Genomic DNA, 17,246 nt, shown 5'->3' with positions numbered 1-17,246 from the left:
TCGTAGGGGCCGGCCGCGGGCCGCAGGTAACGGTTTACGAGGCCCCCGCCGGCCCGCCGGCCGCCGCCGTCACAGCAGCTTCTTGAACTCCTCCGGCAGCTCGAAGTCCTGCGGCGGCTGCTCCGCGCCGCCGCCGAAGGGGCTGCCCGAGGCGGCCCGGCGCTCGGCCGCGGCCTGCTCGTCGGCCTTGCGCTTCATCGGATTGCCGCTGCGCTGGCGCCCCTTGGCCTTCTTCTGCTGCTTGCCCTTGCGCTTGCCGCCGCCGCCCGCGCCCGGCATCCCGGGCATGCCCGGCATCCCCGGCATGCCGCCGCCCTGGGCCATCTTCGACATCATCTTGCGGGCCTCGAAGAACCGCTCCACCAGGTTCTTCACGGCGCTGACCTCGACGCCGGAGCCGCGCGCGATCCGGGCCCTGCGGGAGCCGTTGATGATCATCGGGTCGTGGCGCTCCCCCGGCGTCATCGACTTGATGATCGCCGCGGTACGGTCCACGTCCCGCTCGTCGAGGTTGTTGATCTGCTCCTTCATCTGGCCCATGCCCGGCATCATGCCGAGCAGCTTGGAGATGGAGCCCATCTTGCGGACCTGCTCCATCTGCGCCAGGAAGTCGTCGAGCGTGAACTCCTTCGGCCCCTTCGCCAGCTTGGCCGCCATCTTCTCGGCCTCTTGCTGGCTGAAGGTCTGCTCCGCCTTCTCGATCAGCGACAGCATGTCGCCCATGCCGAGGATGCGGGACGCCATGCGGTCCGGGTGGAACGCGTCGAAGTCGTCCAGCTTCTCGCCGTTGGAGGCGAACATGATCTGCTTGCCGGTGACCTGCGCGATCGACAGCGCGGCGCCGCCGCGGGCGTCGCCGTCGAGCTTGGAGAGCACCACGCCGTCGAAGCCGACGCCGTCGCGGAACGACTCGGCCGTGCTGACGGCGTCCTGGCCGATCATCGCGTCGACGACGAAGAGGATCTCGTCGGGGCCGACCGCGTCCCGGATGTCGGCGGCCTGCTGCATCATCTCGGCGTCGACGCCGAGGCGGCCGGCGGTGTCGACGATCACCACGTCGTACTGCTTGTCGCGGGCGTGGGTGATCGAGTCCTTGGCCACCCGCACCGGGTCGCCGACGCCGTTGCCCGGCTCGGGGGCGTAGACGGCGACCGAGGCGCGCTCGCCGACGACCTGCAACTGGTTGACGGCGTTGGGGCGCTGGAGGTCGGCGGCGACGAGCAGGGGCGTGTGCCCCTGGCCCGCCAGCCACTTGCCGAGCTTGCCCGCGAGGGTCGTCTTGCCCGCGCCCTGGAGGCCCGCGAGCATGATCACGGTCGGCGGGGTCTTGGCGAACCGCAGCCTGCGGGTCTCGCCGCCGAGGATGCCGACGAGCTCCTCGTTGACGATCTTGATGACCTGCTGGGCGGGGTTGAGCGCCTGGGAGACCTCCGCCCCGAGCGCGCGCTCCTTGACCTGCTTGATGAAGGCCCGTACGACGGGCAGCGCGACATCCGCCTCCAGGAGGGCGACGCGGATCTCCCGCGCGGTGGCGTCGATGTCCGCCTCGGACAGCCGGCCTTTCCCCCGGAGGGTCTTGAAGGTCGCTGCTAGGCGGTCGGAGAGCGTATCGAACACGGCGTTCGCGATTCCTTGGCTCGGGTGGTCAGGCGATGTCGGCTCTCCAGGGTATCCGCCCGGCGGCGCGTGCGGACCGGCGGTGCGCGGCGGACCGGTTCAGACCAGCGCCGCCTGGAGCCTCCCGGCCAGCTCGTCGGCGGCGCGGTCGGCGAGGGGGCGGCCGGCGGGGTCGGTGACGTAGAAGGCGTCGACGGCGTTGGCCCCGAGGGTGCTGACGTACGCGCCGCGCACCCGCACCCCGGCCGCCTCCAGCGCCCGGCCGATGCGGTGCAGCAGGCCGGGGGCGTCCTGGGCGCGGACCTCGATGACGGTCGCGTGCTGGGAGCTGCCGGGGGCGACGGTGACGCGGGGCGGCGGGCCGGGGGTGCCGCGGCGGCGGGGGCGGTACGCCTTCTCCCGCTCGGCGAGGCGGGCGGGAACGTCGAGCGTGCCGTCGAGGACGCGCAGGAGGTCGGCGCGGAGGCGGTCGGCGGCGGGAAGCGAGCCGAACTCGGACGCGACGCGCCAGTTGAGGAGGAGGACGTGCGGGTCGTCGGGGTCGTCGGAGGTGCCGGGGCCGGCCGCGCGCCCGGGGCCGGCAGGGGTGCCGGTGGGGTCCGGCGCGGGCTCCAGGCCGTCCGCCACCCCCGGCGGCAGCCGCAGGGGGCGCAGCTCCGCGGTGCGTACGGTCAGCCGGTGCAGCGCCAGTACGCCCGCGAGCGCGGCCATGGCGTCGGGGCGGTCGGGGAGGGCCACCAGCAGCTCCACGCCCAGCGGCAGGGCGCCGGCCCGCTCCGTACCCGCCGCGTCTTCCGGCTCCGCCTCCGCGGGCGGCGGCTCCTCGGTCCTGGCGCGCAGCATCAGCGCCGGGGCGCGGGTACGCCACGCCTCCACCGCGAGCCGCTCCTCCGCCGCCCCGGGGGCCCGCTCGGCCCGCTCCTCGACCGCCCCGGGGGGCTCGCCGGCCAGCGCGGCGCCGACCCGCCCCGCCAGGTCGGCGACGAGCGAGGCGCGCCAGGCGCTCCACGCCGCGGGCCCCGTGGCCAGCGCGTCGGCCTCGGTGAGCGCGTGCAGCAGCTCCAGCGTGCCGCGCCCGCCGACCGCGTCGGCCACGAGGCGTACGGTCGCGGGGTCGTCCAGGTCGCGCCGGGTGGCGGTCTCGACGAGCAGCAGATGGTGGCGTACGAGCGTGGCCACGACGGCGACGTCGGCGGGCGGGAAGCCGATGCGCCGGGCCATGTCGCGGGCGATGGTCTCGCCGGTGGCGCTGTGCCCGCCCGGGCCGTCCGGCCAGCCCTTGCCGATGTCGTGCAGGAGCGCGGCGACCAGCAGCAGGTCGGGACGGCCGACGCGGCGGGTGAGCGCCGCGGCCCGTACCGCGGTCTCCACGAGGTGGCGGTCGACGGTCCAGCGGTGCACGGCGTTGCGCTGGGGGCGGCAGCGTACCCGCTCCCAGTCGGGCAGCAGCCGGGTGAGGAACCCCTCCGCCTCCAGGCTCTCCCACACCTGCACGGTGGCCTCGCCGGCGCCGAGGAGGGTCACCAGTTGCTCGCGCGCCTCGTCCGGCCACGGCACGGGCAGCGGCGGCGTCTGCGCGGCCAGCAGCCGTACGGCGTGCAGCGACAGCGGCAGTCCCGCCTGCGCGGCGGCGGCAGCGGCGCGCAGCGGCAGCACGGGGTCGCGGGCCGGGCGGGCGGTACGGGCGAGGACGACCTCGCCGTCCTGCTCGACGACGCCGTCGGCGAGGGGGGTGCGCTCGGCGGGGCCGCGCTGGCCGGAGCCGATGAGGTTCCGCAGCCGGGCGGCGCCGCGGCGGCCGCCGCGGGCGCGCAGGACGCGGTCGACCTCGCGCCAGGTGACGTCGGTGGCGTACGCGAGGGTGCGGGCGGCCTCGTAGACCTCGCGCAGCAGGGTGTCGGCGTCGAGCAGGCCGAGGGCTTCGGCGACCTGGTCCTGCTCCTGGAGCGCGAGCCGGTCGGTGGCGCGGCCGGTGGTCAGGTGCAGCACGTCGCGGGTGTCGAGGAGCCGTGCGCGGGCGCGGTCCAGTCCTTCGCGGGGGGCGTCGGCGAGCCAGGAGGCGGCGACGGCGCGCAGGGCGGTGGCGTCGCGGAGGCCGCCGCGGGCCTCCTTGAGGTCGGGCTCCAGCAGGAACTGCAGCTCCCCGTGGCGCTCGGCCCGCTCCCGGCCCAGCTCGCGCAGTTCGGGGAGGCGGCGGGCGGCGCGGTTGCGCCAGTCGGCGAAGACGGCGGTGCGCAGCGCGGAGGTGAGCGCGGCGTCCCCGGCGACGTGGCGGGCGTCGAGCAGGCCGAGGGTGACCTTGAGGTCGTCGGCGGCGGTCTTGAGCGCTTCCGCGGAGGTGCGTACGGAGTGGTCGAGGGCCAGGCCCATGTCCCAGACGGGGTACCAGAGCCGGTCGGCGAGGGCGGCGAGTCCGGCGGGCCGGAGGGAGCCGTCGTGGAGGAGGAGCAGATCGAGATCGCTGCGGGGTGACAACTCCCCGCGCCCGTAGCCCCCGACGGCGACCAGGGCGACACCGCGGAGCCCGCGGGCGTCACCGGGGCCGGCACCGGATACGGACCCCGATACGGCGCCGCCGGCCGCCCCGTGGAGCAGGCCGGCGAGCCAGCGGTCGGTGGCCCGCGCCAGCGCGGCCCGCCGCGGCGCGCCGCCCTCGGCGTCGAGCAGCCGCACCCGGGCGGCGGCGTAGGACTCCTCGGCCGGCGGGGCGCCGGATGCGGCGGATCCCGGTACGGAGTGCGCGGTGCCGCGCGCCGGTTGCGGGTCCTTCTCCCCGGCCGGCGGGCCGCTCCCGGCCCCGTCCCCGGACACGGGCGCTCCGCCGGGGCGCGCACCCTCCCCGGGCGCTGCCGGGGCGGGCCCCGTCCGGGAAGCCACCCGGCCGGCGCCCGGTGTCCCCCGCGAGGGCCCCCGGCGCCTCCGGGGGTCCCCGCCTCCGCCAGTTCCCCGCCCGTGTATCCCCCCGGCCGCTGCCGTCCGGTCTCCGTCACCCACGTACTCCCGCCAGTTGGTCCGCCCACGGCCGGGCCCGCACCCTTGCGGGCCCGGCCGTGGGCGGGGGTCGCCGACCGCCAGGTCAGAGCGCGTCGGGGCCGCGCTCGCCGGTGCGGACCCGTACCGCCGTGTCCACCGGGACGCTCCACACCTTGCCGTCGCCGATCTTGCCCGTCCGTGCCGCCTTCACCACGACCTCCACCAACTGCTCGGCGTCGTCGTCCTCCACCAGCACCTCGATACGCACCTTCGGCACGAGGTCCACCGTGTACTCCGCGCCCCTGTACACCTCGGTGTGACCGCGCTGCCTGCCGTAGCCGCTGGCCTCCGTGACCGTCAGCCCCTGCACGCCGAAGGCCTGGAGGGCCTCCTTCACCTCGTCCAGCCGGTGCGGCTTGATCACTGCCGTGATGAGCTTCACGCGTCAACCCTCTTGTCCGCGGCCGCGGCCGCCGTCGCCCTGTCCGTGCCCGACGCCTGACCGCCCACGGACGCCGCTCCCGGCGCCGCGGCCACCGCCGCCGAGCCCACGCCGCTGAAGTCGTACGCGCTCTCCGCGTGCTGCGAACGGTCCACGCCCGCGAGTTCCTCGTCCTCGCCGACCCGGAAGCCCACCAGGCGGTCGATGCCCTTGGCAAGGAGCCAGGTGACGACGAACGTGTAGACGAGCACCACGCCCGCGCCCGCCGCCTGCCGGCCGAGCTGCTCGAGACCGCCGCCGTAGAAGAGGCCGATCTCGTCGATGGCGAAGAAGCCGATCGCGAGCGTGCCGACGATACCGCCGACCAGGTGGACGCCGACGACGTCGAGCGAGTCGTCATAGCCCAGCTTGTACTTCAGGCCCACGGCCCAGGCGCAGACGACCCCGGCGATGATCCCCACCGCCAGCGCGCCCATGGCGTTCACCGACGCGCCGGACGGGGTGATCGCCACCAGTCCCGCGATGGCGCCGGACGCGGCGCCGAGCATCGTGACCGAGCCGTGCCGCCACTTCTCGTAGATCAGCCAGCCGACGACGGCGGCGCCGGTGGCGACCTGGGTGTTGAGGAGCATCGTCGCGGCGACGCCGTCGGCGGCCAGCTCGGAGCCGGCGTTGAAGCCGAACCAGCCGAACCACAGCAGCGCGGCGCCCAGCAGCACGAAGGGCAGGTTGTGCGGCCGCATCGGGTCCTTCTTGAAGCCGATGCGCTTCCCCACGACGAGCACGGCGGCCAGCGCCGCGACGCCGGCGTTGATGTGCACGGCGGTGCCGCCCGCGAAGTCGATGGCCTTGATGTCGCCGTTCAGGCCGATGAAGCCGTCCGGGCCCCAGACCCAGTGCGCGACGGGGAAGTAGACGATCGTGACCCACAGGGCGATGAAGAGCGCCCAGGCGGTGAACTTCACCCGGTCCGCGAGGGCGCCGCTGATGAGTGCGGGGGTGATGATGGCGAACATGAGCTGGAAGGCGGCGAACGCGAGCACCGGGATGCCCTCGTCGCCTCCCGTCAGCGTCTCGGGGGTGATCCCGGCCATGCCGGCGTGGTCGAGGTCGCCGAGGACGCCGCCGCCGATGTCGTCGCCGAAGGTGAGGCTGTAGCCGTAGAGCACCCACAGGATGCTGACGATCCCGAGCGAGATGAAGCTCATCATCAGCATGTTCAGGGTGCTTTTGACCCGCACCATGCCCCCGTAGAAGAAGGCAAGACCGGGCGTCATCAACATGACCAGCGCCGCGCTGATCAGTACAAATGCGGTATCGGCGCCATTCAACGTCGCGTCTCCTCCTCGTGCGGCCCGTGCGGGCAGAAGTGGTGCGGGCCGGAATGCGCACGAGGCTGGCGCAGCGGGGTTTCCGCCACCGCCCCCCGGTGTTTCGGGGGCGTGACGAAGGCCACGGAGGTGTTACAGGGCGATGAACTTCCCGCGGGCGCGGGCGGGCGGGGTTACTCTCGCACGCACCACGGGGGCGGCCCGTCCGGGGGACGGGCCAGGGTGGCCGGGTGCCGGGGAGCCGCGGGTTCGAATCAGCCGGCGGCTTCCACGGTCTCGGGCAGTTCGCGGGCGAGCCGGTCGGCCAGGTCGGCGACCTCGCCCACGGCGCCGTACCGGCGCACGGCGGTGTCGACGGTCTTGCGCAGCCGGGTGTTGACCCGCTCGGAGCGCACCTGGCGGGCGACGGTCAGCGCCTCGCCCGCGCACAGGGCGCACTGCCGGGGATCCTCCTCCAGCAGGTGGACGGTGGCGAGGCCGACAAGGTTCAGCGCGTACGAGCGGCGCCGCTCGGCGTCGGCGGCGAAGAGCTCGACGGCGCGCGCCATGACGGGCCGGGCGAGGGCGGCGTAGGTGGGGCTGCGGCCCGCTACGTAGGCGAGGTCGCGGTAGGAGTGGGCGTTCTCGCTGTTCAGTTCCGCCTCGGAGAAGAAGCGGATCCAGTCGGGCTCGGAGCCGTCGGGGTCGATCTCCTCGAAGCAGTCCTGGGCCATGCGGACGGCCCGGTGGCAGCGGTCCGGGCGGCCGAGGTTGGCGTACGCGCGTGCCTCCATCGCATACAGCATCGACTGGGTACGGGCCGTGGCGCTGTCGCGGCTGCCGTACTGGGCGAGGTGGATCAGCTCCAGGGCGTCGTCGGCGCGGCCGAGGTGGATCATCTGCCGGGCCATGCTGGAGAGCACGTACGCGCCGAGCGGCCGGTCGCCGGCCTCCTTGGCGGCGTGCAGGGCCAGCACGAAGTACTTCTGGGCGGTGGGCTGGAGGCCCACGTCGTAGCTCATCCAGCCGGCGAGCTGGGAGAGTTCGGCGGTGATGCGGAAGAGCCGCTCGGCGACCGCGGGCGCATGCGGCTCCTGGAGCAGGTCGGTGATCTCGTGCAACTGCCCGACGACGGCCTTGCGGCGCAGCCCGCCGCCGCACTGGGCGTCCCACTGGCGGAACTTGGCGGTGGTGGTCTCCAGCAGCGCCAGCTCGGGCCCGGAGAGGGCGCAGGGCGGGACGCCGGCGGGCGCGGCGAAGGCGGCGGCCGGGGCGGGCACGGGGGCCGCAGGGCCGCCGGACCCGGGAGGGTGCGCCAGCCAGCGCTGCATGGGCTCGACGAGGACGGGGCCCGCGGCGACGTTCAGCGAGGTGCCGAGGAAGCCGCGGCGGGCGAGCATGAGGTCACTGCGCGAGAACTCGCTGATGTGCTCGACGGTTTCCGCGGCGTTCCACGGCAGGTCGATGCCGGAGACGGCGGGGCGGGGGCGGGCGGCGTGGAGTCCGAGCTGGTCGACGCCGACGACGCGGCCGAAGCGCTCCGAGAACAGGTCGGAGAGGATCCGCGGGATCGGCTCGCGCGGCTGCTCGCCGTCGAGCCAGCGGCGGACGCGGGAGGTGTCGGTGCTGATGTGGTGGGCGCCGAGCTGGCGGGCCCGGCGGTTGACCTGCCTGGCCAGCTCGCCCTTGGACCACCCGCTGCGCAGGAACCAGGAGGTGAGCTCCTCGTTGGGGCCCTTGCCCGCGCCGGTGGCGCCGGTCCGGCTGCCGCCCGTGCCGTCCAACTCCAACGCCCCCATCCCGCCTCGGCCGTCGTGGTACGCCCCGGATTATCCCCGGAACCGAAGCCCCCGAAGCCCGGTGGGAATTCCTGCCGTTGGCATATCCACCTGTCGCATGCCGCCGCCGCTGGCACTGAAAGTAATCCTACGATCACGGTTTCGCGAGCGCGATCCCGGAAACGCCACCATTCGCCACCCCTACGAGTGAACACGGCGCCGCTGACACGCGGTTGACTTGACGAGGGACGGCATCGCAGCGTTCGAGGTGACGCCCGGCAGGGCGCGCGCCGCGGGTCACGCTACCCCCTGGCGCGCCATCACACCCCGGATACACCTCCCCGACAACACAGTGTTACCAGCAAACTGCTGTGAGTGAGGCGTGCGGAGTGACCGACCGCACCGGCGAGCAGTTGGAGGGGGCATGGGTTTCCCGATCGGCGGCATCCGCGGCCGACGCGACATCGGATCCGTCCGGCGCGCCCGTACGTCCGCCGGACACGCGGCGACGGCGGTGGCGGAGTACACCGGGCTGTGGGGCTGGGACGTGCTGCCCGGCGCGCCGCTGGTGCGCGGCGACGGCGGCGGGCGCGTCTGCTCGTGCGCGCGGGGCGCCGCCTGCCCCGCCCCCGGGGAGCACCCGCTGCCGGACGCCCGCCCGGTCCCCGCGGGCACCCCGCTGGACGAGGTGACGGACGCCTGGGCGGGCACGCCGGGAGCAGCGGTGCTGCTGCCGGTGGGCCTGTCGTTCGACGCCCTGGAGGTGAGCGCCGTCGCGGGGCGGCGGGCGCTGCCGCGGCTGGAGCGCCTCGGGCTGCCGCTCGGCCCGGTCTGCGCGACCCCGGACGGGCGGGCGCACTTCTTCGTCGCCCCCGGCGCCGCCGCCGAGCTGCCCCGGCTGCTCTACCGGATGGGCTGGGACGGCGCCCGGCTCGACCTGCGCTGCCTCGGCCGGGGCGACTATCTGCTCGCACCGCCCTGCGATCTGCGCGGCCTCGGCCCGGTGCGCTGGCTGCGCCCGCCGACGCTGGACACGGCGGGCGGCCCGCCGCCGGCCCGGCTGCTGCTGGGCACGCTGGCGTACGCGCAGAGCGCCTGGCTGCGCGCGGGCTGACCCCGGCGCCCGCGTACCGGCGGGCACCGGCGGCGTGCGTGCGGTCCGCTCCACCGGCCGCCCGGACGGCGGGACGGCCCCCCTGCCCGGCGGGGTCGGCGGGGGTCGGCCCGGGGCAAGCGGTTCAGTCGCCGATCAGCGCGTCCACGAACGCCTCGGGCTCGAACGGCGCCAGGTCGTCCGCGCCCTCGCCCAGGCCCACCAGCTTGACCGGCACGCCCAGCTCCCGCTGCACGGCGATCACGATGCCGCCCTTGGCGGTGCCGTCCAGCTTCGTCAGCACCAGCCCGGTGATGTCCACGACCTCCGCGAAGACCCGCGCCTGCACCAGCCCGTTCTGCCCGGTCGTGGCGTCCAGCACGAGCAGCACCTCGCCGACCGGCCCGTGCTTCTCCACCACCCGCTTGACCTTGCCCAGCTCGTCCATGAGCCCGGTCTTGGTGTGGAGCCGCCCCGCGGTGTCGATGAGCGCCACGTCGGCGCCCTCGTCGATGGCCTCCTTCACCGCGTCGTACGCGACGGACGCCGGATCGCCGCCCTCCGGTCCGCGTACGGTACGCGCGCCGACCCGCTCGCCCCAGGTCTGGAGCTGGTCCGCGGCGGCGGCCCGGAAGGTGTCCGCGGCGCCCAGCACCACGGACTTGCCGTCGGCGACCAGCACCCGGGCGAGCTTGCCGGTGGTCGTGGTCTTGCCGGTGCCGTTCACGCCGACGACCAGCACGACGCCCGGCACCTCGCCGCCCTCGGGGCCGACCGACTCGGCGGTGTCCAGCGACCGGTCGGCCTCGGTGCCGACGAGCGCCAGCAGCTCCTCGCGGAGCAGCGCGCGCAGTTCCTCGGGCGTGCGCGTACCGAGGACCCTGACGCGCTCGCGCAGCCGCTCCACCAGCTCCTGCGTCGGCTGCACGCCGACGTCGGCGGTGAGCAGCGTGTCCTCGATCTCCTCCCAGGTGTCCTCGTCGAGGTGTTCGCGGGAGAGGAGGCCGAGGAGGCCCTTGCCGAGGGAGTTCTGCGAGCGGGCCAGCCGGGCGCGGAGCCGGACGAGGCGCCCGGCCGACGGCGCGGGGACCTCCAGCTCCGGCGCGGGCGCCGGCGGCTCGGCGACGACGGTGCCGGTGGCGGCGGCCTCGCCCGGCAGGTCCACCTCCTCGATGGTCCTGCGCTGCTCGTCGCCGGGCTCCCCCGCCTCCTCGCCGACCTGCGGCTCGGCGGGGGTCGTGGTGCCGGGCGACGGCGGCGGGGGTACCTGCTTCCGGCGGCGGGAGCCGACGACCAGGCCGCCCGCGACGAGGACTGCGACGACGGCAATGGCGATGACGATGAGGATGATGTCCATAACGCCCACCAGTATCGCCCGCCGGGGAAGTGTTCGCGGCACCCCGCCCACTTCCGGCCCGCGGGCGCGGGCGCGGAGGGCTCAGCTGAGCCGCTGGCTGATCACCTTGGAGACGCCGTCACCCTGCATCGAGACGCCGTAGAGGACGTCGGCGACCTCCATCGTGCGCTTCTGGTGCGTGATCACGATGAGCTGCGAGGTGCGCTGCAGCTCCTGCATGAGCCGCACCAGCCGCTGCAGGTTGGTGTCGTCCAGCGCGGCCTCGACCTCGTCCATCACGTAGAACGGGCTCGGCCTGGCCATGAAGATCGCCACCAGCATCGCCACCGCGGTGAGCGAGCGCTCGCCGCCGGAGAGCAGCGACAGCCGCTTGACCTTCTTGCCCGGCGGCCGCGCCTCCACCTCGACGCCGGTGTTCAGCATGTCGTCCGGGTCGGTGAGGATCAGCCGGCCCTCGCCGCCGGGGAAGAGGCGGGAGAAGACGCCCTCGAACTCGCGGGCGGTGTCGTGGAAGGCGTCGGTGAAGACCTGCTCGACGCGCTCGTCGACCTCCTTGACCACCTGGAGCAGGTCGGCGCGGGTGCGCTTGAGGTCGTCGAGCTGTTCGGTGAGGAACTTGTGCCGCTCCTCCAGCGCCGCGAACTCCTCCAGCGCCAGCGGGTTGACCTTGCCCAGCTTGGTGTACGCGCGCTCCGCGGCCTTCAGCCGCTTCTCCTGCTCGGCGCGCACGTACGGCCGCGGCCGGTTGCGCGGATGCTCCGGATCCTCGGGCAGTTCCTCGCCCTCGGCGGGCAGCGACGGCGGTACGGGCTGGTCGGGCCCGTACTCCGCCACCAGGTCGGCGGGCTCGACGCCCAGCTCCTCCAGCGCCCGGCCCTCCAACTGCTCGATGCGCAGCCGCTTCTCGGCGCCCAGCACCTCGCCGCGGTGGACGGAGTCCGTGAGCTTGTCCAGCTCGCCGGCCAGCTCACGGGAGAGCCGGCGCTGCCGGCCCAGCTCCTGCTCGCGCTCCGCGCGGGCCCGCTCGGCGGCGGCGCGCTCCTCCTCGGCGCGGGCCAGGGAGACCTCGACGTGCGCGAGGAGCTGCCGGGCACCGGCGGCGACCGCGGTGGCGACGGCCGCCTCGTGCCGCAGCCGGGCGCGGCGGCGCTCGGCCCGGGTGCGGGCCTCGCGCTCGGCGCGGGCGGCGCGGTCGAGACCGTCGGCGCGGCCCGCGAGGCCCTTGACGCGCTCCTCGTGGGTACGGACCTGGAGTCTGGCCTCCATCTCGGTCTGCCGGGCGTTGGCGCCGTCGGCGGCGAGCCGGTCGCGTACGGAGGTGTCGGAGCCGTCGTCGCCGTCCTCGGCGGCGCCGGCCTCCTCCTCGGCGGTCTCCAACTGCGCCGCCAGTTCCTCCGCCTCCGCTCCGGCGCGGGCCAGGGCCTCCTCCGCGCGGGCCGCCGCGGCGGCGCTGCGCTCGGCCTCGCCCGCGGCGGCGCGGGCCTGCCCGGCGAGCCGGCCCAGCTCGCCGGCGACGCGGGACTTCTCCCGGTCCGCCGCGCTGCGCCGGCCGCCCAGCTCCTCGACGAGCGCGGCGCACTCGGCGCGCCGGGCGACGGCCGCCTCCTGCCGGTCGCGGAGCCGCAGGCAGCGGGCGTCCAGCTCGGTCAGCTCGGCCGCCGCCTCGTCGACGGACGCCTGCACCTCCAGCAGGCTGGGGGCGCCGGCGGAGCCGCCGTGGGCGAAGTGGCCGCCGAAGAGGTCGCCTTCCGCGGTGACGGCGGTGAGCTCGGGCCGGAGCGAGACGAGGTCCTCCGCCTCCTCCAGCGTGGCGACGTACACGGTACGGGCCAGCAGCCGGCGCACGGCGGGCAGCAGTTGGTCGGGGCCCGCGACCAGGGCGGCGAGGTGGCGGGCGCCGGGCGGCAGCTCGCCGTCGGGCAGCGGCTCGTACGGGGCGTCGCCGAGGAGCAGCGCGGCGCGCCCGGCGTCGTGCTTGCGCAGCAGCCGCAGCGCGTCGGCCGCGGCGGCGGGTCCCGAGACGGCGAGGGCGTCGGCGGCGGCGCCGAGCGCGGCGGCGACGGCGACCTCGTACCCGGGGGCGACGGTGAGCAGTTCGGCGGCCGGGCCGAGCACGCCGGTGAGCTTGTCGCGGGCCTGGAGCAGGGTGCCGGTGCCGTCCTTGCGGCGCAGGCCCAGGGCGAGGGCGTCGCGGCGGGCGGTGGTGGCGGCGCGGGCGCGTTCGGCCTCGGCGGTCTCGTCCCGGGCGGCGGTCAGCTCGGCCTCGGCCGCCTTGAGGGCGCTCTTCGCCGCCTCCTGCTCGGCGGCCAGGTCGCTCTCGTCCCCGGCCAGCCCGTCGACCTCGGCCTTCAGCGTCTCGTACGCCTCCTGCGCGGCCGCGGCGCGCTCCTCCGCCTCGTCGCGCGCGGTGGCCAGCCGGTCGATCTCGGCCTGCGCCGAGGCGGCGCGGCCGCGGGCGGCGGTGACCTTGCCGCTGAGCCGGGCGAGCCGTTCGCGGCGGTCGGCGACGGCGCGGGCGGCGTCCTTCAGCCGCCGCTCCTCCGCGGCGAGTTCGCGCTCCAGTTCGGCCCGGTGGGCGACGGTGTCCTCCAGCGCCCGTTCGGCGGCCTCCAGGGCGGCTTCGAGCTCGGCCTCCTGCTGGCGGATGCGCTGCGCCTCGCGCTCCAGGTCCTCCGGGTCACGGCCGCGGCGTTCCTCCTCGGGGGCGGCGGTGGCGTGCTTGGCGCGGGCGTCGGCGAGGCTGACGGTGCCGCGGACCCGCTCGGCGAGCTGGCCGAGTTCGTGCCAGGCTCCCTGCGCCTCGGTGAGCCGCGGGGTGAGGGCCCGCACCTGCTCCTCCAGGGCCGATTCGCGCGCGCGGGCGGCGGTCAGCTCGGCCTCGGTGGCTTCCTTGCGCTCCTTCAGCGCCGCCTCGTCGGCGATCTCGGCGGAGAGGGCCGCGCGGAGGGTGACGAGGTCGTCGGCGAGCAGCCGGAGCCGGGCGTCGCGCAGGTCGGCCTGGATGACGGCGGCCCGGCGGGCGACGGCGGCCTGCCGGCCCAGCGGCTTGAGCTGGCGGCGGAGTTCGTCGCTGAGGTCCTGGACGCGGGCGAGGTTGGCCTGCATCGCGTCCAGCTTGCGCAGCGCCTTCTCCTTGCGCTTGCGGTGCTTGAGGACGCCGGCGGCCTCCTCGATGAAGGCGCGGCGGCCCGAGGGGTCGGCGTGCAGGACGGAGTCGAGCTGGCCCTGGCCGACGATGACGTGCATCTCGCGGCCGATGCCGGAGTCCGACAGCAGTTCCTGGATGTCGAGGAGGCGGCAGGTGTCGCCGTTGAGCTGGTATTCGCTGCCGCCGCTGCGGAACATCGTCCGGGTGATGGTCACTTCGGAGTAGTCGATGGGCAGCGCGCCGTCGGAGTTGTCGATCGTCAGCGAGACCTCGGCGCGGCCGAGGGGCGGCCGGCCGGTGGTCCCGGCGAAGATGACGTCCTCCATCTTGCCGCCCCTGAGGGACTTCGCCCCCTGCTCCCCCATCACCCAGGACAGCGCGTCCACCACGTTGGACTTTCCCGAGCCGTTCGGGCCGACGACACAGGTGATGCCCGGCCCGAAGCGGAGGGTGGTGGCGGAGGCGAAGGATTTGAACCCCCGGAGCGTGAGGCCCTTCAAGTGCACTGGCGAGCTCTCCTCCGGCGACGAAACATGTGCCGGAGACTCTATCGCGCAAGCCGGTTTCACTGGGTAACCGCCGGGGCACATCAATTACGGAGCATCACCCCCGGGGTGCCGGCTCCGGGGCGGGTTCCCTGCCGGGGGATCCGTAAGAGACGGAGAAACGACGAAGGGACGCCCGTAAGCGTCCCTTGACAGTTATCTCAAGCGGTTGAGGTGCAGACCTGACGGTTCTCGCATGATTGTCAGGTAAGCGCAGGCTCCGCCTGGGGTACGTCGAGCAGTGACTCGCTGTTGTGAGCAGCGGCGGCGGCGAGCATGTCGTTCTCGGCCTGGACGCGGACGAGCTCCGACTCCAGGTCCTGAACACGCTGCTGCAGCCGTCGCATCTCGGCGAGGAGTCGCGGGTCAGTACCGCCGACGTAACCGAGAAGCGCCTTTGCCATGATTGCAGGTCCTCCACACTGAGTGACCGACCGAGCGGTGTGGGTCGTGAGGGATTTCGCACCCGCGTGTCTGCCCATGGCACAAACAGCAAGGGTGCGCGGGGCTTCAAGCGTCTCACCAAATAGTTTGACGGTCAACACGATCACACCCCGCATCGGGCGCCGCGCGTGGAATTGCAAGCCGCGGGGGGTGGCAGGACCCGTCTGGTGTGAGAGCTTTGCACGCCCGGCAGCCGTTGGCAACCCGCTGGTCATCCCTGTCGGACCAGCCCTTATGGCGGAGCGTGCTCAACGGATGGCAAATGAGTGATATCCGCCGCGCGGCTCGTCCCAGATCTCCGTCACACCCGACACGCGGCCCGGCGTGTCGGCGGACCGCAGCCACTCCAGCAACTCCTGACACTGCGCTCGCGGACCCTCGGCGACGATCTGGACCCGGCCGTCCGCGAGGTTGGCGGCGAAGCCGCTGAGGCCGCCGATCTCCAGCGCGCGGGCGCGGGTGAACCAGCGGAAGCCGACGCCCTGGACCACGCCGCGCACCCATGCCGTCATGCGGACGTCTGTACTCATGTGACGCACGTTATCCGGACGATGTGGCCGCGGGCACGTCCGGCGTGGGGGTCATGGCGTACAGTCTGCCGACAGCAATATCACTCGTGTGTGCGAGTGGCGCGTGTGCAGGAGATGTTGTCGTCGGACGTGAGGGGTCAGCCGGATGGGCCGCCACAGACGCTCGGAGCCGCAGCCCCCGACAGGCCACCGCGGGCACACGCCCGCCGCATACGGCTCGTACGACTCCTACGGTGACCGCGAGGCGCACGGCACCGGCCGGTCGCGGGGGCAGCACCGCAAGCAGAGCCCGGCCAGGGCCGGGATGCTCGGTACCTCGGCGGCGCTGGCCGTGGGCGCGGTGGCGATGGCCTCCGGGGTCCTCGGCAGCGGCTTCGACCTCGACCGCGGCGGCGGCGGTCCCGCCGGGCACGTCCAGGCGGGTGACCCGCCGTCCCCGAGCACCCAGGGCTCCTCCGAGCTGCCGACACTGGAGTCGTCGCCGTCCGCGAGCGACGGGTCTGAGCGGCCGGGAAGCGGGACGCCGGAGGCGAAGAAGACCGGCGGCAAGGACGCGCGGGACGGCAAGGAGTCGAAGAGCGCTTCGCCCTCCACCTCGGCGCCCGAGCGCGAGAAGCGGGAGTCCGCGGAACCGTCGTCGAAGTCCCCGAGCCCGTCCCGTACGGAGTCGCGGTCCCCCTCCCCCACGAAGACGGAGACCTCCGCGCCCACCCCCTCGGCGAAGCCGACCGCCACCGCCGACGCCGCCACCGCCGCGGAGGCGGAGGTGCTGCGGCTGGTCAACCAGGAGCGTGCGCAGGCGGGCTGCCGCCCGCTGACGAACGACCCGGAGCTGGCGAAGCTCGCCGGCGACTACAGCCAGGACATGGCGGAGCGCGGCTTCTTCGACCACACCGACCCCGACGGCAACGACCCGTGGGAGCGCGCGCAGGACTACGGCATAGCCGACCTCGGCGGCGAGAACATAGCCCGCGGCCAGGCCAACGCGCAGTCGGTGATGGACGCCTGGATGAGCAGCGAAGGCCACCGCGCGAACATACTGAACTGCGACTTCCGCACCCTGGGCGTCGGCGCCCACTTCGGCGACGGCGGCCCCTGGTGGACGCAGAACTTCGGTTTCTGAGGCGCGGGTTGCGGGTGGTCCGGCCGGGTCAGGGGCGTGGTGGGCGCTGGCAGCGGGGGCAGAAGTAGCTGGAGCGGTTCATCCAGGGGCGGCGGCGGATCGGGGTGCCGCAGCGGCGGCAGGGTTCGTCCTCGCGGCCGTACGCGTCGAGCGAGCGGGCGAAGTAGCCGGACTCGCCGTTGACGTTGACGTACAGGCTGTCGAAGCTGGTGCCGCCGACGTCGAGCGCGGCGTTGAGCACCGCGCGGACGTGCCCGAGGAGTTCCGCGGTGCGGGGGCGGGTGAGGCCGGCGGTGGGGCGCTCGTAGTGCAGGCGGGCGCGCCACAGGGCCTCGTCCGCGTAGATGTTGCCGACGCCGCTGATGAGCGACTGGTTCAGCAGCGCCCGCTTGATCGTGGTCCGGCTGCGGCGCAGCGCCGCGTGGAACGCCGCGTCGTCGAACTCCGGGTCCAGCGGGTCCCTGGCGATGTGCGCGATGACGTCGGGCAGCCCCCCGGCCGCGTTCGGGTGGAGCGAGAGGCCGCCGAACGTGCGCTGGTCGACGAAGCGCAGCTCCGTGTCCGTCTCGTCCGCGAAGCGGACCCGGATCCGCAGGTGTTGCTCGTCCGGCGCCGCCTCCGGCTGGACCAGGAGCTGGCCGCTCATGCCCAGGTGCGCGAGCACCGACTCGGGGCCGTCGGCCAGCGGCAGCCACAGGTACTTCCCGCGCCGCCGCGGCTCCCCCAGCGGGTGCCCCGTCAGCCGGGCGGCGAAGTCGCCGGCGCCCGCGGGGTGCCGGCGTACGGACCTGGGGTGCAGCACCTCGACGGAGCCGACCGTGCGGCCCGCGACCCACTTCGCCAGGCCGCGGCGCACCACCTCGACCTCCGGCAGCTCCGGCATCGC

12 protein-coding genes are annotated in these 17,246 nt (G+C 74.6%); 2 read left to right on the top strand and 10 right to left on the bottom strand.

The window, feature by feature from the left end; all coding sequences use genetic code 11:
* Positions 1 to 69: 69 nt before the first annotated feature.
* From ffh to DMB38_RS27340, 5 genes are all read right to left on the bottom strand, one after another.
* Positions 70 to 1,617, bottom strand: coding sequence for a signal recognition particle protein (gene ffh, locus DMB38_RS27360; protein WP_047018327.1), 1,548 nt, complete (start codon positions 1,615 to 1,617; stop codon positions 70 to 72).
* A gap of 99 nt (positions 1,618 to 1,716) precedes the next feature.
* A complete protein-coding gene (locus tag DMB38_RS27355; RefSeq protein WP_240662762.1) occupies positions 1,717 to 4,290 on the bottom strand; it encodes a [protein-PII] uridylyltransferase in 2,574 nt (857 codons plus the stop codon).
* 403 nt (positions 4,291 to 4,693) lie between these two features.
* Entirely contained in the window at positions 4,694 to 5,032 is a 339-nt protein-coding gene (locus DMB38_RS27350; protein WP_027771544.1) for a P-II family nitrogen regulator, read from the bottom strand.
* Entirely contained in the window at positions 5,029 to 6,363 is a 1,335-nt protein-coding gene (locus DMB38_RS27345; protein WP_125937379.1) for an ammonium transporter, read from the bottom strand. Before DMB38_RS27345 ends, DMB38_RS27350 begins: the two co-directional genes overlap by 4 nt.
* Before the next feature lie 254 nt (positions 6,364 to 6,617).
* Positions 6,618 to 8,141: a hypothetical protein gene (locus tag DMB38_RS27340; protein WP_125937378.1), complete on the bottom strand. Its 1,524-nt coding sequence runs from the start codon at positions 8,139 to 8,141 to the stop codon at positions 6,618 to 6,620.
* A 403-nt stretch (positions 8,142 to 8,544) separates the two neighbouring features.
* Here DMB38_RS27340 and DMB38_RS27335 point away from each other — a divergent pair, with 403 nt between their 5' ends.
* Positions 8,545 to 9,234 carry a bifunctional DNA primase/polymerase gene (locus DMB38_RS27335; protein ID WP_125937377.1) on the top strand — a complete coding sequence of 230 codons (690 nt, stop codon included), beginning with the start codon at positions 8,545 to 8,547 and terminating at the stop codon, positions 9,232 to 9,234.
* Between the two features lie 124 nt (positions 9,235 to 9,358).
* Here DMB38_RS27335 and ftsY read toward each other — a convergent pair whose 3' ends face one another.
* The 4 genes from ftsY to DMB38_RS27315 form a co-directional block, all read right to left on the bottom strand.
* Positions 9,359 to 10,570, bottom strand: a complete 1,212-nt coding sequence (gene ftsY / locus DMB38_RS27330; protein ID WP_125937376.1) for a signal recognition particle-docking protein FtsY — start codon at positions 10,568 to 10,570, stop codon at positions 9,359 to 9,361.
* An 81-nt stretch (positions 10,571 to 10,651) separates the two neighbouring features.
* Positions 10,652 to 14,224, bottom strand: a complete 3,573-nt coding sequence (gene smc / locus DMB38_RS27325) for a chromosome segregation protein SMC (RefSeq protein WP_125937375.1) — start codon at positions 14,222 to 14,224, stop codon at positions 10,652 to 10,654.
* A gap of 242 nt (positions 14,225 to 14,466) precedes the next feature.
* Positions 14,467 to 14,667: a hypothetical protein gene (locus tag DMB38_RS27320; RefSeq protein WP_047018321.1), complete on the bottom strand. Its 201-nt coding sequence runs from the start codon at positions 14,665 to 14,667 to the stop codon at positions 14,467 to 14,469.
* 288 nt (positions 14,668 to 14,955) lie between these two features.
* Entirely contained in the window at positions 14,956 to 15,237 is a 282-nt protein-coding gene (locus DMB38_RS27315; protein WP_047018320.1) for an acylphosphatase, read from the bottom strand.
* A gap of 145 nt (positions 15,238 to 15,382) precedes the next feature.
* On the opposite strand from DMB38_RS27315, the gene DMB38_RS27310 reads away from it, so the two are divergent.
* On the top strand, positions 15,383 to 16,360 hold the full coding sequence (locus DMB38_RS27310) for a CAP domain-containing protein (RefSeq protein WP_125937374.1): 978 nt from the start codon (positions 15,383 to 15,385) through the stop codon (positions 16,358 to 16,360).
* A 28-nt stretch (positions 16,361 to 16,388) separates the two neighbouring features.
* Here DMB38_RS27310 and mutM read toward each other — a convergent pair whose 3' ends face one another.
* Positions 16,389 to 17,243, bottom strand: coding sequence for a bifunctional DNA-formamidopyrimidine glycosylase/DNA-(apurinic or apyrimidinic site) lyase (gene mutM, locus DMB38_RS27305; RefSeq protein ID WP_125937373.1), 855 nt, complete (start codon positions 17,241 to 17,243; stop codon positions 16,389 to 16,391).
* Between the last annotated feature and the right edge of the window lie 3 nt (positions 17,244 to 17,246).

The sequence above is a fragment of the Streptomyces sp. WAC 06738 genome (assembly GCF_003945505.1).
GTDB lineage: Bacteria > Actinomycetota > Actinomycetes > Streptomycetales > Streptomycetaceae > Streptomyces.
Note: the sequence above shows the minus strand (reverse complement) of the source record. Positions and strands in the feature narration are given on the sequence as shown.

Coding starts and splice junctions, on each gene's coding strand:
- DMB38_RS27320 (WP_047018321.1), bottom strand. CDS start 14,667: ATGGCAAAGGCGCTTCTCGGTTACGTCGGCGGTACTGACCCGCGACTC.
- DMB38_RS27315 (WP_047018320.1), bottom strand. CDS start 15,237: ATGAGTACAGACGTCCGCATGACGGCATGGGTGCGCGGCGTGGTCCAG.
- DMB38_RS27340 (WP_125937378.1), bottom strand. CDS start 8,141: ATGGGGGCGTTGGAGTTGGACGGCACGGGCGGCAGCCGGACCGGCGCC.
- ftsY (WP_125937376.1), bottom strand. CDS start 10,570: ATGGACATCATCCTCATCGTCATCGCCATTGCCGTCGTCGCAGTCCTC.
- DMB38_RS27310 (WP_125937374.1), top strand. CDS start 15,383: ATGGGCCGCCACAGACGCTCGGAGCCGCAGCCCCCGACAGGCCACCGC.
- mutM (WP_125937373.1), bottom strand. CDS start 17,243: ATGCCGGAGCTGCCGGAGGTCGAGGTGGTGCGCCGCGGCCTGGCGAAG.
- DMB38_RS27335 (WP_125937377.1), top strand. CDS start 8,545: ATGGGTTTCCCGATCGGCGGCATCCGCGGCCGACGCGACATCGGATCC.